This window comes from Microcoleus pseudofavosus SVA1_A4 (assembly GCF_036700565.1).
Lineage (GTDB): Bacteria > Cyanobacteriota > Cyanobacteriia > Cyanobacteriales > Microcoleaceae > Microcoleus.
Genome location: NZ_JAUBPE010000004.1, coordinates 124,094 through 138,159, shown reverse-complemented (window position 1 = coordinate 138,159; position 14,066 = coordinate 124,094). Strand labels below are relative to the sequence as shown.

Sequence of the window (14,066 nt, the reverse complement as noted above, 5' to 3'; positions counted from 1 at the left end):
ATAACATTGATCTGACGCTCCGGGAAAAACTGGCGTCAAGCGTGCGTGTCGTCGGGAATTTTGCCCTCGTACACTAAGAGAAAGACTAAGCAAGAATCATATCTATTTACTAATTCAACGAATTAGTCGTTAGTCTATCTTTTGCCCGGTAATAGATGATAGAAAGACGGTTTATGTCTCCACCATTAAGGCTTTTACACTACCCACTATCTCTCTTAAATTATACCCTCAAATGTTGCTGTTTCTGTTTTTTTGCTTTCGCACTACCCCACTCATATCAATGATTGTGGGTGGGGAGTGCGAGCTAAATTTAGCTAAATTGCCAGACTGTAGGTTGCCTCCAAACCGACTCAACAATTTGGTTGGTCAATACAAGTTAGCAATCCAACCTGTATATCGCGTACCCCCTACAGTGCAATTATCTCGGCTCAATTATCTGCGTCCAATTGTCTGAGCAATTGTCAAAGATTTTCTATGCTGCGAGCCACAACTTGTTGAGGGCTGATTGTTTCAGCCAATCTAGAAACTGAGTGCGATCCGGTGCTGGCATATCTTGCAGCACATCGCTAACTCCCTCAGCGAAGCCCGTATCGCCAAAATATGATTTGCCCAAACGGTGGAGTTCTTGCAATAAGGTCTTGAGATGTTGCTCTTGCCAAGGGGGCACCTTGTGACTTTGCAAGGGACTAACGGTTAGCCAATTTTTGATTGCATCAGGGGAGTCTGCCTGGGGGAAGTTTCCCTGCTGAAATACCTTGGCGATATCTTTCTGAAACGATGCGGCTTGCCTTGCGCCTAAGAGGTCTTCTACATCGAAGTAAACAGCTTGGAGCAGCAGCAGGCAAGCCTGCGCGAACAGCGGTGCTTTGGCGGATTCAGTACCTGCCGGTTCTTCGCCGGCAAGCTGATCTAAACGGACTTTTCCCCAGACGCTATATCGATCCGGCTCTTCTAGCAGAACACAGGCTTTGCCTCGGTTGTCGGTTAAGTCCCGCCACAAGGCTCTGGCGTCTTCTGCTTGCTTGCCGTTGAAGGCGCTGATTAGGCGAAAAGTCTGCCCCTGATAATTGAGAATGGGAATTTGTTGATCCCGTTTTGGGTGTTGAAAATTGGTTATTTCAACATCCTGCCGTTTCAGAATAAACATGACACTGCGATTTGACTCCTGTCATGGCCGAGGTGCTGTGCTTTTGACACTCTCCAAGCCTAAAGGCGAGGGGATTCTTGATTCAACGAGTCCACTTAAATTAGCAGGATTGCCCTCCTCAAGCGTTCCGATACTTTTTTGCTAACAAATGCTAACAAATATCTAAGCTGAGATTGTTTCTCAACCTTGGCATATAAACTAATGCACGAAGGAAAATCCCCCGCGCACAACTTACGACTGCTGTACTGGCAACGCTTGATTTTCGCGATCGTGCCGATCGGGCGATTGACTATTGTGCTTTGATGCCATAGAGTCCGCTTATATATTGAGGCTCCGTACCATCAGGGATTTTCACCTGAGTCTTTCAATCCTAGTTCTACCACATTTTTCTCAAATATCAACTCGATCGGAAGGTTCGCACACATAGCTAAAGATCGGCAAATTAGTCACTGTGGCTCAACTGCTATACAAAACTCGGCTAAATTTATCAAAAAATTGGGTTTTAAACCCCGTCCTCAAAGCACGGCTTTGTGTTATGACCGCGCTCCCGTCGAGATAGGGAACTGCCACGACTCTAAATAACCTGGTCGAAAACGTAAGACTATGCTTGCGGAGTGGATGGAGCTCGCCAGTGTCAAGAATCACCGCACCTCATAGTCGGTGAGTGTTTCAAAACTATTGCTTTTGATGCTTGAGGTATTTTCGTACATCAAACCGGTTTATGCGTAAGTCATCAAATATTTACTTGCTCGATCGCACACTGCACCGATACAATAATGTTGTTAGCGATTTTTGAGTTGGGTGCGTAACTCAGTTGGATAGAGTAGCTGCCTTCTAAGCAGCGAGCCGCAGGTTCAAGTCCTGCCGTACCCGTTAATAAAACCTAATACCATCAAGGGTTTGGGCCGTTTTCTACCGTAAAGGAGACAGTGGCCCAAACCTGATTTATTTCGGATTTGTTTCGGATTTGTTTCGGATACCGGTATCCGAAACATTGCTTGTCTTGAACGCGCGAAATCCAGCAGCCCAATTTCCGATTGATACGGGGCTAATCTTCCCGCTTCCCGATCGACACTGCTACCCCTCTGAGTAGATGTTTGCCACAGCCGAGGTGCTATCATAAAAAGTCTATTGTGTCAATAGCCATCGCCTGCGATGTTAAAACAGCAGCAGCAGCAGCAGCCGGTTGTGACCCGAGTAGCCTTCAGGCGTTATCCTTAGTAGTCAGGCTAGTTTCCGACAGGTTTGGATATGTTCCCAGCAACTATATTTCATATTCCCCAAAATTTAATGCTATTACTCGACCGCAGCGCGATCGACCGATTAAAGCCCGTATTCGCGCAAGCAACCGGAATGCCGATAATTGCATCGGAAAATACGGCAACAATTGCACTCATATTGGTTGCTCTGGGAATTCTGGGTTGGGGATTCTATCGCGCCAGATATTTTGGCAAACTGGGAATTTTGGCTTGGTTGCAGTCAGTTGCGCTGATGAGTCCCTGGCTGCTGTTCTTTGGTTTGTTCGCCGCCGGCATTTACCTCAGTCTAGTTGCGGTATTGTTGCTGCTCGTCGCATCCACGGGATTGTACATTTATCTGGGCCGGCAATTGCGTAAGGCTGCCTCCGATGCAGTGCGGAGCTCGCGCGATCCTGCTGAGTTAAAGTCCCAAAGCGATGGTTTCTCGGCCCCTGACTCTGGGCCGGCACCAGCCAAAGAAATCATTAAGATCGTCACATCGCCACTTGCAACTAATGAATTAGAAATAATTCCCGTTCCAGTTGAAGACCTCAAGGCAATTAAAGGCATCTTTGGCATCGATACTTACTTTGCCACAGAAACGATTCCCTATCAAGATGGGGTAATCTTGAAAGGCAATCTCCGGGGAGACCCCGAACAAGTACACTCGCGTTTGACGGCAAGTTTGCAAGAAAGATTAAACGATCGCTACCGCCTATTTTTAGTAGAAAATCAGGACGACAAGCCGGTAGTTATTATCTTGCCCAGCACAAACGACCCGCAGCCAGCTACCGTATCTCAAAAAATCCTAGCAGTCGTGCTGTTGCTGGCAACAATTGCTACCAGCTTGGAAACAGGCGGTTTGCTGCTGGGTTTCGATTTCTTTAACTCGCCGGGTCGATATCTAGAAGTTTTGCCAATGGCAGCGGGAATTTGGGCGGTTTTAGGCTCTAGCGAAATTGCTCGCCGAGTGGTGGCAAATCGGTACAAGGTTCGCTTGAGTTGGCCATTTTTTATACCAACTTTGCAGATAGGTTCTTTTGGGGCGATCGACCGTTTTGAGTCGCTGCTACCCAACCGTAAAGTTTTGTTTGACATCGCTTTTGCTGGGGCCGCGGCTGGGGGAACAGTTGCTCTGGCAATGCTGGTAACGGGTTTGCTGCTGTCTCACCCCGGCAGTTTGTTTCAAATTCCCGCAGAATATTTCAAGGGCTCGGTTTTGGTGGGAATTTTGGCAAAAGTGGTTTTGGGTTCGGCCTTGCAACAGCCGATTGTTGATGTTCACCCGCTGGTAGTTATCGGTTGGTTGGGCTTGGTAATCACGGCGATTAATTTGATGCCGGCGGGACAGTTGGATGGGGGTAGAATCGTACAAGCAATCTACGGCCGGAAAATAGCCAGTCGCGCGACTTTGGCGACGTTTGTGGTGCTGGCGATCGCTTCTTTAGTTAATCCTTTGGCTCTGTATTGGGCGATCGTGATTCTGATTTTACAGCGGAATCTGGAGCGGCCGAGCCTCAACGAGCTGACTGAGCCGGACGATGCTCGCGCGGCTTTGGGTTTGCTAGCTTTGTTCTTGATGGTTGCTGCGCTGTTGCCGCTGACTCCGGCTTTGGCGGGCCGTCTCTTAATCGGGAACTAACAGCAGCCGCGCGACTTTCATGTAATCGGCTATTGGCTTGCGGTAGATTAGTGAAATGTAGGAATTAGGCGATCGAACTGGGGAACGGAAGGGCGATCGCGTTCCTAATTACTAATTGCCCCCTGGTTATTTATCTATGACCAAAGTTGATTTCTGTACAAACCAAAATTTGTTTAAACTCGATCGATAAAGTAAAAATCATCTATCTGAGCATCTAGGATAAAGTCATGGCTAATCAACTTCCTCCTGTATTGGTAACTTTTGATGCAGATGTTTTGATGGCTGGCAGGACCCAAGTGTGGCAAGAATATGCCAAGGTGGGAACTTGCTATATCCCGGAAGTAGTGTACGACGAAATAGATCGTCTGACAGGGCAAGCGGTGGAAAAAGCTCAAGAGCAAGTAGCTAGAGAGTTTATGCGATTTTTTGCCGACAGCGGCTGGATTGCAACTGACGCTCAGGAAACGCACCGAGCTCTGGAACCTTCGATTAAAAATCAAAGCAAGCCAGCAATGCTGGTGGTGGCGACGGCTCAGTGCGTTTACGGTTTGGCTCAGGAACATCCAGAGGCATTGGTGATTTTTGTGTCCAACAGCCAGCCTCTGCTGAAGCGGCTGGCTTCTGTGGGGGCTACGAATCTCTGCGGGATTACCGGGGCGATGCTGTTAAATTGGGCGAGGAAAGGGGAACGCCCGCCGGCGGCGACTCAGCAATTGCAAAGTTTGATGCGCACTCTCGCCGAACGCAAATTGACTCAGCGCTCTAACAGCAGAATTCAGGATGCTGCTGTTGGCAAAACTGGGACTTCTGCTAGCAAGTTAACGGAGACGCGCACTTCTGAGTTGAAGTCGCCCAGCAGTTCTACTAAAACTAATAAAACGGGTTTGACTGGGAGCCGCAGTGCGAGTTCGCGCCCCAAAACGCCGCGAAGTCGCGAGGAGACGAGAGATTACGAGCCGGCTGTATATCGCATGAAACATATTACACCTCCGAAAAAAAGGGACAGCGGTTTTCTGTCTAGTGCGTTCAATTTTTTGGGAGCGTTATTTTTCTTGACGGTAGCGGTGGGTATTTTGTGGCGAGTTTTCGATGTTAAAGGTTTTAGAAAGACTTTTGTGCCGGCTCTACCGCAGCCTGTGCGAGAGTTTGTCAAGTCGATAGACCCTAGGTAAACGATCTCGTTACCGGAGCAAATAGTTAATATCTAACTAAATCACCGATATTACAGCTTCGGAAATTTAGAATTTTTTACCGCAGATGCAGGCAGATTAACGCAGATTAACGCAGATATCGTGATGTTTGAATAATGCTGAACTGGAACGAAATCTTTAGTGGATTGGCATTAGCTTTGGCAGGATTTGCTTATGCTTTTGCAGTCTGTTTTATTTTTTTTTGCACTGCACCGTTTTGGGATACAGTAATTGCGATCGCAGGAGCTTTAGTTGGAACTGTAGCCACTTATTGGGTGCTGACTTCATCCTTGCCGAGTTTAGGGATTTTGGCGCTAATGTTTCTTTCGCAAGCGGTGACAGTAGGATTTGCAGGCGCGTTTCTGCCGGAAGGAATGTACGCAGGCGTTTTCTTGAACGCGGGGACTCTTGCGCTAGGAATTACCAGCCGTTATACAACTTTTTCGCAACAAAAAACAATGCTAATTTTGGTTTTGTTTGTGGCGCTTTTTCTACCTGTTTGGGCTGCAGATTTCTGGCGGCGAAATGGAATTAGTCCCCACAATTATTAACGCCAATTTGCTCGATCGACTGGGCGCTGAGGGCGCTATAATAAGAAAGTTAAGTATCAATTCAAAGCCGGGGCTGTTCCTTCTACAGGTCGAACAATCGCAGGTTTATTGGTAGATTTTGCCTGAAAAAGTGCCTTGAGTGCCTTGTCGAGATTTTCGGCCATGACGATGCGGTTTTCATAGGCAGCAATAACTCTGACTAAAGTTGGTAAACTATTGCGCTCGGCCTCTAAATAAAGAGGTTCCACGTACAACAAAGATTGTTCAATGGGAATTACTAATAAATTGCCTTGAAGCGCTTTTGAACCCTGGCGATTCCAGAGAGATATTTGTTCGGAAATAACCGGATCTTGGTTGATTAAAGCTTCTATTTGTTCCGGGCCATAAACTAATCGCTGTTTGGGAAATTGGTACAACAGCAATTTTCCGTAATCTTCCTCGTCAGATCGCCCTGCAATCCAAGCAATTAAATTGTTGCGACTTACTGGTGTAAATGGCAGCAGCAAAATAAATTCTTCTGCTGTTTCCGTTGGCAGTTTCGTAATCAAATAATACGGCTCTACCGGCTGCTGTTCGCTGCCGTAAATTTCATTGGGAACTCGCCACAAATCCTCCCGATTGTAGAATACCTGCGGGTCTTCCATGTGATAAGTTAGCAAGCGTTCCGATTGAATGCTCAACAAATCTACTGGATATCTGATATGTTTGCGGAGGGCCGGAGGCATTTTCTCAAGGGGTTTGAAGAGTCCGGGAAAGATAGCAATCCAACTGTTAATAATCGGATCGGAGGGATTGGCAACGTAGAAGTCAACAGACCCGTTGTAGGCATCAATCACTACTTTAACGGAGTTGCGGATGTAGTTAAATTCATGATTTCCCGGGTCAGAATACGGATAGCGATCGCTCGCTGTATAGGCATCAATAATCCAGTAAAGATAGTTGGGAGATTTATCAGTCGCCGAGGGTGAAGGTTTAATCTCGTTGCCATTTTCATCTTTTTCTTTTTCTATATCATCTTGGCTAAGATTGGCATTTGCTACTACTAAATACGGGTCGGAATCGTAGTGCAAAAAAGGGGCGATCGCCCGGACTCTTTTGTTAATATTTCGGCGGTACAGCAATTTAGTTTCTGGCGTAAAATTGCGGGTTAGCGCCATTTGCCAATTTTTAAGATAATTAGCAAATAACCAGCGCCGCCACATCGATCCGAGATCGATTCCGCCCCTACCGCTGTAAGTATTGTAAACATTGTCTTCGCCGCTGGGATAGTCGAATTCTTTGACTTTTGTGGGTGTCATCGCGTTTGTATCGGTGACTTCGCCGTAGTAAATTCGCGGGTAGCCGATCGGGATACTGGCCCGAATTCGATCGTTGGTTATTGCCAAAGCAGTCTCTCCTGTCTGGGCTGCAACTCCAATATCTTTGACAAAATAATCGGGTAAACCGCCGACACCGACTCTGTTTACGGGAGAAAGAGTAAAGCCGTAACCGTGAGTGTAAACTAGGTGTTCGTTCACCCAAGTTTGAGCTTCTGGCGCAACTGCTGTGTAATCTAATTCCCGCGCTGCCAGAAACACCTGTTGGCTTTCCGAATCTCCCTTTTGTGCTTTTTCATTTTTGATTGTGTACCGATCGATATCAGCATCAGGAAATGTATAATAGGGTCTGATTTGCTGTAACTGTCGGTTTGTTTGCAGCAGCGGTCGCTTGTCCCACAAGCGGATGTTGCTAATAGTCAGTTGATTTTTTTCTAAGTCGGCATAAGTAAGTTTTCCGGCGGGATCGAATGTTTTTATTTCGATTTTGTTGAGGTCAAAAGCTTCTTTAGTAAAGGCAATGCTGCGCTGGATGTACGGCTGTTCTCGTGCTAGTTCGTTGGGTTTAACTATCAGTTGCTGCACAATTTTTGGCAGCAGCCAATTTCCCAAGCAACTTAAACTCAGCCACGCTAGAATAATCTTTTTGATGAGTTGATTTTGATTTTTGAATTGGCAAACCTGCCACAGCATCAAAAGTGCGATCGCCCCCGCCAAAATACTCAAAAATCCGTAGCAGGGCAGCCGCACTGTCACGTCAGCATAATTCGCCCCGTAGGTAACGTCTCCGCGCGAGTACAGCAATGCGTAGCGCCCCAGCCAGTACAGGAGTGCGGTGGCTAGCATGAAAGCTGCACCCAGGCCGTACAAGTGCCTCTGTTGCGATCGCGAAAACCCCAAAAATATCCCTTGACTCAGGCTATTTCCCGACAGCAAATATGTTAAAGCACAAGATACTAAACCGTACAAAAAGACAACTGTCAGCCAGAAGCCTAGCAACTCTAAAATTGGGAAAATAAATACATAAAAGCTAATATTTTGATGAAAAAGAGGGTCGGTTGTGTTAAAATTAGTAGGGTGGAAATATTGCAAAACATTTGTCCAGCGACTGGCTGCAATAAGCCCGATCGCCAAACTGAGCAAAAGGGCGATCGTCCGCAGCCAAAAATCCGGCTTAATTACCACAGCTAACATTGTCCCCAGCAGCAATCCCAACTGCCACCAATGAGAAAATATCTGCACTGCTATTTGTGGGATTGCCTCAACTCCAAATTGTACGGGCGGTGCAGGCAAATTGCCAGCTATACCGAGATAGGTGAGACTGTTGGCAGCTAACAGCCCGCAGTGAATTACTGTCAAAGTTGCGATCGAACTCAATCCAAATACCGCCAACAGCAGCCAGGAAAAGGTAATTTGAGATTTAGCAACAGGTAATTCGTAATTCTTCCCCGTTTTGTTCGCCCTCGGCGAAGCGAATAGCGCCCCCGCTGATTTTATGTTTTCTGCCGGATGTTGCAGGCGGCGCGCTAAGGCTAAATTTCCCATCAAAAAAACAACAGAAATGGCAGTTGGAATTACCCCCAGTAACCCTTGAGTTTTCAGCCTTAACAGGAAAACCTGAAGATATCCAACTTCCTGAAACCAGAGAATTTCTGCCGCAACGCGGGAGGCTAACTCCACAACCAGCCATAGCCCTACAAGCAGTAAAATTAATTGATAAATTCGCCTTCTTAAAATCATAATATTATGTCTGCTCGAACGATCGCTATAAAATTGGTTTGCAGCATCGGAATGCAAGTCCTCAGATTTTTATGAGGACTTTCATTCCGATGCTGCAAACACCTTGATTGCGGGTAATTGACCGGACATGATATAAGTTACGAGTAAGGACACGGCAATGCCGTGTCCCTACAAATATAACGTGCAATTAACCGAATTTGAATCGAAATTTGAATCGAAAAAAAACCAGCTAGCTGTACTGCTGATTGACATCCACATCCAAATTAAACAGCGTTTGCAAAGTGTGCATCGCTTGCCTGCGCGCCTCAATATCCTGCTGAGCGCGCAACTGTACCATCGGATCGTGCAAAATCTTATTCACAATTCCCCTTGTTAAAGATTCAATCACATCTTGATGTTTCTCCGAAAATTCGGAACCCAGACGCGATAAAGCTTTTTCTAACTCTTGTTCGCGAATCAATTCGATCTTATCCCGCAAACAGCTAATAGTAGGAACAGTTTCCAGACTGCGCCACCAGACATCAAAAGCCTCTACTTCCTGTTCCAGCAGGCCCTGAGCTTCCATTGCCATTTTGCGGCGGCTTTCGTGATTTTGAGCTACCACTGCTTTCAAGTCGTCCACATTAAACGACTTCACATTAGCGAGTTCCTTCGCATCCGAGTCAACGTTGCGCGGCACAGAAATATCCACCAACATCAAAGAGCGATCGGGTTCTAAAACAGCTTCCAATTTAGCTTTATTTAACAGCGGCTCTGTAGCGGCTGTGCTGGTAAAAACCAAGTCAGAGCCGGCAATTACCTGCATCATTTCCGAGAGCTGATACAGGTGCAATTGAGCATCTTTAAACTGACCTGCCAACTCCAATGCGCCCCGCACAGAGCGGTTGACGATCGAAATATGGCTAGCTCCTTTTGAGAGCAAATGCTGCACCAAAAGCCGCGACATTTTGCCAGCACCGATAATCGCAATTTTGCTGCTTGCTAAATGCTGACCCTTCATTTGAGCCAATTCTGCAGCCGCCGAAGAAATCGAAACCGCACCGGTACCGATGCTAGTTTCCGTGCGAACTCGCTTCCCTGCTGTGAGAGCTTGCTTGAACAAGCGCTCTAAAATTCTGCCGACACCTTTGTACTGCTGGGCGAGTTTGTGAGTTTGTTTCACCTGAGCCAAAATTTGTCCTTCTCCCAGCACCAAGCTGTCGAGGCCAGAGGCCACTCGCATCAAGTGCATCACCGCATCTTCGTGCAGCAAAATGAACAGGTGAGGGCGCAAAGACTGCACGTAAACTTTACTGCATTCGGAAAGGAACTGAATAACCTCTCGCACACCAGGCTCGGACTCGCTGGTAACAATATAAATTTCTAAGCGGTTGCAAGTGCTGAGGATGGCAACCTCTTGAATGTGCGGGTAGCCGCGCAGTTGGGCGATCGCCGCTTCAATTTTCTGTTCTGGAATGCTCAGTTTTTCGCGAACTTCAACCGGTGCTGTTTTGTGGCTGAGACCTACGACTGCAATATTCATATCTGTGATTTGTCACTATTTATTTCTTAGTTGTTAACAGTCACCTGTTATTAGTTCTTAGTTTATCGCTAATTGCTAATCACTGGTGACTGTCAACAGTCAACAGCCAACAGCCAACAGCCAACAGTCAACCGTCAACAGTCAACAGCCAACAGTTAACTGTTAATTAATGACTACTTCAATTGCAGAGATTTCGGCTGGTCAAACATATGGATTGTATCCACAAACCGAGCAGTTTTCGACTGAGAAGAAATTACCAAACTTTCAGTGCGAGCGCCGCCGCCAAAGAAGCGAACTCCATCCATCAGCGTTCCGGGAGTAATGCCGCAAGCTGCAAACAGAACTGTTTCCCCAGATGCCAATTCTTCAGCATTGTAAATCTTGTCCGGGTCTGTGATGCCCATTGATGTAAGTCGAGCGATATTGCTCTCTTTGCTTTCACCGATCAAACCAGTTTTTACAACAGCCGGATCGTAAATTAACTGCCCTTGGAAGTGACCGCCCAAGCAGCGCATTGCCGCTGCGGAAATCACGCCTTCGGGTGCTGCGCCAATACCCATAAGCGCGTGGATGTTGGAACCAGAAAACGCGCAAGAAATCGCTGCCGAAACGTCGCCGTCGCTGATCAGCCGAACTCTTGCACCCGCTTTCCGAATTTCATTAATTAAATCTTTGTGCCGGGGGCGATCCATCACCACCACCACCAAATCTTCAATACTGCGGCCGAGACAATCAGAGATAATTTTGAGGTTTTGGGTTGGCGTTTTGCGAATATCTACATGATTCTTAGCAGCCGCAGGAGCAGCCAATTTGTTCATGTAAAAATCGGGTGCAGCAAACAAACCTCCTTTTTCAGAGATTGCCAAAACTGCCATCGAACCGTTTTGACCGTAAGCAACTAAGTTAGTACCTTCGCAGGGGTCAACAGCGATGTCAATTTCTATCAATTCATCTAGGTTGCAGACATCTTTGGCATCTTCGCGGGTACAAATACCCACTTGTTCCCCGATGTAAAGCATGGGTGCGTCATCGCGTTCGCCTTCACCGATGACGATGCGGCCGCGCATATGAATTTTGTTCATGCGTTCCCGCATGGCTTCTACAGCCACTCTGTCGGCTTCATCTTTTTCGCCTTTGCCCATCAAGCGAGCGGAGGCGATGGCTGCCTGCTCAACTACTTCGATAATCTCTAAACCGATTACATTGTCCACGAACTAGATCCTCTCAACTGCTGATGCGTGCCTTGTGCTCTTTTGCACTCCCAGCCATCAAGTTTATCAGAGGCGGGGATCTGTGCGAGCGCAAGCAGTGGCTTAGTTTGTGTTAACTTTTGCTTCTTTGAGACTGGGGCTGGAAAATTGAGGCACAGGAGAGGGGGGAGGTGGGAGATGGGGAGAGGGGGAAAGTTGAGAAAATGTTCCTTCTTGCCTCAATATCCATCCGTTAAATCCGTTAAATCCCGTACATTGCTCGTTGCCGAACTTACGCACGCGTATTTATGCTTAGACCCCGAGTCGATCGATCGCCATCCTTGATTTATCGTAACAGTTGCCTCAGTCCTGAAGTTTTATGATGATTGGAAATCAAATTTTCTGCCCAAATCGGGACGCACTAGATTTTATCAACGGGGAGCAATAAAAAATGATGATGAAAGCCCAAGATATTATGACAACAGAAGTTGTTACCATTCGCGGTTCGGCAACTGTAGCTGAAGCGGTGGCGATGATGAACGAACTCTGTCTGCGCGCGTTAATTGTGGAACGCCGCCACGAACAAGACGCTTACGGCATTGTCACGGAAACGGATATTGTCTACAAAGTAACAGCCTACGGAGTAGACCCGCACAAAGTCCGCGTCTTCGAGATTATGACCAAACCGTGCATCACAGTGAATCCCGACTTGGGCGTGGAATACGTGGCGAGGCTGTTTGCGAATACCCGCATCCGCCGGGCGCCGGTGATTCAGGACAAACTGCTTGGCATTATTTCGGTAACGGATATCTTGACAAAAAGTGATTTTGTCGAGAAGCCGAAAAGTGTTTTATTCGAGGAAGAAATCGAACAGGCGATCGCGGATGCCAGAACTATCTGTGCCGAGAAAGGCGCTACTTCTAGAGAGTGCGCGGTAGCGTGGGATATTGTAGAGGAAATGCAGGCTGAGGCTTCTCACCAGCGATCGATCAAGCTTGACAAAACGGCTTTTGACGAGTATTGCGAGGAGAATCCCGAGGCGGCTGAAGCCCGGATGTACGAGAGTTAAGTTAGTCAGTTGACAGTTGGCAGTTGATAGTTGGCAGTTGATAGTTGGCAGTTGATAGTTGGCAGTTGGCAGTAGGAAGAATAAAAAAAATTCTGCCTTCTACCTTCTGCTTCTGTTAAATTCTGCCTTCACAAGAATGTCATCACAGTTAAGGCGACCAAGCAACCTAACTGAATCACTAAGCACAAAAGGCGAAATATTGGATTAATCCCAGCGATGTGAATGACTGAGTGTACCAGCCGAAACACGATGTACGCAACAGTCAGCAAATCTACCGCTGTCCCAGATACGCCCCTCCAGGTCAGCAGGAAAACAACTCCCAGATATAAAGGCAGGTTTTCTACTAGATTGGACTGTACCCGAAATAGCCGCCACAGCAAACTTTCATCGTTTGGTGTGCCAAAATCCTTGACAGATCCACCCGCAGATAGATGCCGGATTCTGACTGTGAGTAAAAGGATAACGACAGCAATTATCCACACAATGAAAATTGCTAAACCCCAGAGGGGAAAGGTCATGTTAATAGAGTTCATAAACAAACCTCGCAAAACGTACTAATATTTTAGGAAGCTGGCTGCTGAATCATACAAAACACGTTCAACTTATTGCCATCCAGATCCCGAAAATATCCCGCATAAAACCCCGGTAACTCGCCTCTTGGTCCTGCAGCTCCTTCATCCTTAGCCCCAAGTTCGATCGCCTTATTGTACACTAAATTGACTTTTTCTGGGCTGTCAACTTGAAGAGCTATCATTACTCCATTGCCAACAGTTGCTCTGTTGCCATCAAATGGTTTTGTAATAGCAAGTCCTGGTAGCTCTGGAGAAACGCTCCATGCGATAAATTGCTCGAATTCCATGAATCGTCGAGCGCCAATTTCAGCAAGCAAAGCATCATAAAACTTGGCTGCACTTTCAATATCGTTGGTACCGAGTGTAACGTATCCGATCATATTTTTGATCCTTTCCCTGATGTGAAGATGAAGATTTTTTTTAGAAAATAACAACTGAGTTAAACTGTGGCTTAGATCACTAAAGCTACAATTCAAAAATCCTCTTATATTATAACTCAAACTCTCTCGATTTTGTCCGCTCCAATGATATCAATTTCGGTTGCATCGGAATTAATATCACCCGAAATCAGGACACGGCAGTGCCGTGTCCCTACAATAAATCTGGCGCGCAAGAAACGGCACTGCCGTGTCCTCTATATCATTCCGGCTACGCCGGAATTGATATGATTGCCGATCGCAGATTCATCAATTGATAGCACCAGTTAAGGACATAATCTCTATTTCCAATTTTAGGTATTTTCCAGTAAACTGAGACTTTTGGCATTGGAAGTATCATAAATCTCCACATTCTCTCCACGGCGGAGCATTCGCTTACCTAGACGAGGAAAATCTGCGCTCTCAACATCAAGATTTTCCCCCCTGGAGGCACACAGACCAAAGAAACCGGG

10 protein-coding genes and 1 tRNA gene are annotated in these 14,066 nt (G+C 46.7%); 5 read left to right on the top strand and 6 right to left on the bottom strand.

Features of this window, described 5'->3' with window-relative positions; translation table 11 throughout:
- Positions 1–472 precede the first annotated feature (472 nt).
- The gene (locus QUA02_RS03205) at positions 473–1,147 is read right to left on the bottom strand and encodes an Npun_F0813 family protein (RefSeq protein ID WP_333025251.1); all 675 of its coding nucleotides are present in this window, start codon (positions 1,145–1,147) and stop codon (positions 473–475) included.
- Between the two features lie 799 nt (positions 1,148–1,946).
- Between QUA02_RS03205 and QUA02_RS03200 the strand changes: the two genes are divergently transcribed.
- From QUA02_RS03200 to QUA02_RS03185, 4 genes are all read left to right on the top strand, one after another.
- Positions 1,947–2,020: transfer RNA gene (locus QUA02_RS03200), tRNA-Arg, on the top strand.
- 480 nt (positions 2,021–2,500) lie between these two features.
- The gene (locus QUA02_RS03195; protein ID WP_445305119.1) at positions 2,501–4,027 is read left to right on the top strand and encodes a site-2 protease family protein; all 1,527 of its coding nucleotides are present in this window, start codon (positions 2,501–2,503) and stop codon (positions 4,025–4,027) included.
- A gap of 227 nt (positions 4,028–4,254) precedes the next feature.
- Positions 4,255–5,199 (top strand): PIN domain-containing protein, encoded by a 945-nt coding sequence (locus QUA02_RS03190; RefSeq protein WP_333025248.1) that lies wholly within the window; start codon positions 4,255–4,257, stop codon positions 5,197–5,199.
- Between the two features lie 134 nt (positions 5,200–5,333).
- Positions 5,334–5,768 (top strand): hypothetical protein, encoded by a 435-nt coding sequence (locus QUA02_RS03185; protein WP_333025247.1) that lies wholly within the window; start codon positions 5,334–5,336, stop codon positions 5,766–5,768.
- A 56-nt stretch (positions 5,769–5,824) separates the two neighbouring features.
- Here the strand turns inward: QUA02_RS03185 and QUA02_RS03180 are convergent, their stop codons facing one another.
- The 3 genes from QUA02_RS03180 to glpX all read right to left on the bottom strand — a co-directional run bounded on the left by QUA02_RS03180 (position 5,825) and on the right by glpX (position 11,557).
- The gene (locus QUA02_RS03180; protein ID WP_333025246.1) at positions 5,825–8,824 is read right to left on the bottom strand and encodes a UPF0182 family protein; all 3,000 of its coding nucleotides are present in this window, start codon (positions 8,822–8,824) and stop codon (positions 5,825–5,827) included.
- Positions 8,825–9,053: 229 nt separating this feature from the next.
- Entirely contained in the window at positions 9,054–10,346 is a 1,293-nt protein-coding gene (locus QUA02_RS03175) for a glutamyl-tRNA reductase (RefSeq protein ID WP_332979618.1), read from the bottom strand.
- A gap of 173 nt (positions 10,347–10,519) precedes the next feature.
- Positions 10,520–11,557 carry a class II fructose-bisphosphatase gene (gene glpX, locus QUA02_RS03170; protein ID WP_333025245.1) on the bottom strand — a complete coding sequence of 346 codons (1,038 nt, stop codon included), beginning with the start codon at positions 11,555–11,557 and terminating at the stop codon, positions 10,520–10,522.
- 430 nt (positions 11,558–11,987) lie between these two features.
- On the opposite strand from glpX, the gene QUA02_RS03165 reads away from it, so the two are divergent.
- Entirely contained in the window at positions 11,988–12,605 is a 618-nt protein-coding gene (locus QUA02_RS03165; RefSeq protein WP_333025243.1) for a CP12 domain-containing protein, read from the top strand.
- Positions 12,606–12,733: 128 nt separating this feature from the next.
- On the opposite strand, the gene QUA02_RS03160 is transcribed toward QUA02_RS03165, so the two are convergent.
- On the bottom strand, positions 12,734–13,138 hold the full coding sequence (locus tag QUA02_RS03160; protein ID WP_333025242.1) for an MAPEG family protein: 405 nt from the start codon (positions 13,136–13,138) through the stop codon (positions 12,734–12,736).
- A gap of 29 nt (positions 13,139–13,167) precedes the next feature.
- Complete coding sequence (locus QUA02_RS03155) at positions 13,168–13,557, bottom strand: VOC family protein (RefSeq protein ID WP_333025241.1); 390 nt, start codon at positions 13,555–13,557, stop codon at positions 13,168–13,170.
- Between the last annotated feature and the right edge of the window lie 509 nt (positions 13,558–14,066).

What these genes read in the sequence shown, in the direction of transcription:
- QUA02_RS03185 (WP_333025247.1), top strand. Translation starts at nt 5,334, where the DNA reads ATGCTGAACTGGAACGAAATCTTTAGTGGATTGGCATTAGCTTTGGCA.
- QUA02_RS03180 (WP_333025246.1), bottom strand. Translation starts at nt 8,824, where the DNA reads ATGATTTTAAGAAGGCGAATTTATCAATTAATTTTACTGCTTGTAGGG.
- QUA02_RS03175 (WP_332979618.1), bottom strand. Translation starts at nt 10,346, where the DNA reads ATGAATATTGCAGTCGTAGGTCTCAGCCACAAAACAGCACCGGTTGAA.
- QUA02_RS03155 (WP_333025241.1), bottom strand. Translation starts at nt 13,557, where the DNA reads ATGATCGGATACGTTACACTCGGTACCAACGATATTGAAAGTGCAGCC.
- QUA02_RS03205 (WP_333025251.1), bottom strand. Translation starts at nt 1,147, where the DNA reads ATGTTTATTCTGAAACGGCAGGATGTTGAAATAACCAATTTTCAACAC.
- QUA02_RS03165 (WP_333025243.1), top strand. Translation starts at nt 11,988, where the DNA reads ATGATGATGAAAGCCCAAGATATTATGACAACAGAAGTTGTTACCATT.
- QUA02_RS03195 (WP_445305119.1), top strand. Translation starts at nt 2,501, where the DNA reads ATGCCGATAATTGCATCGGAAAATACGGCAACAATTGCACTCATATTG.
- QUA02_RS03160 (WP_333025242.1), bottom strand. Translation starts at nt 13,138, where the DNA reads ATGAACTCTATTAACATGACCTTTCCCCTCTGGGGTTTAGCAATTTTC.
- QUA02_RS03190 (WP_333025248.1), top strand. Translation starts at nt 4,255, where the DNA reads ATGGCTAATCAACTTCCTCCTGTATTGGTAACTTTTGATGCAGATGTT.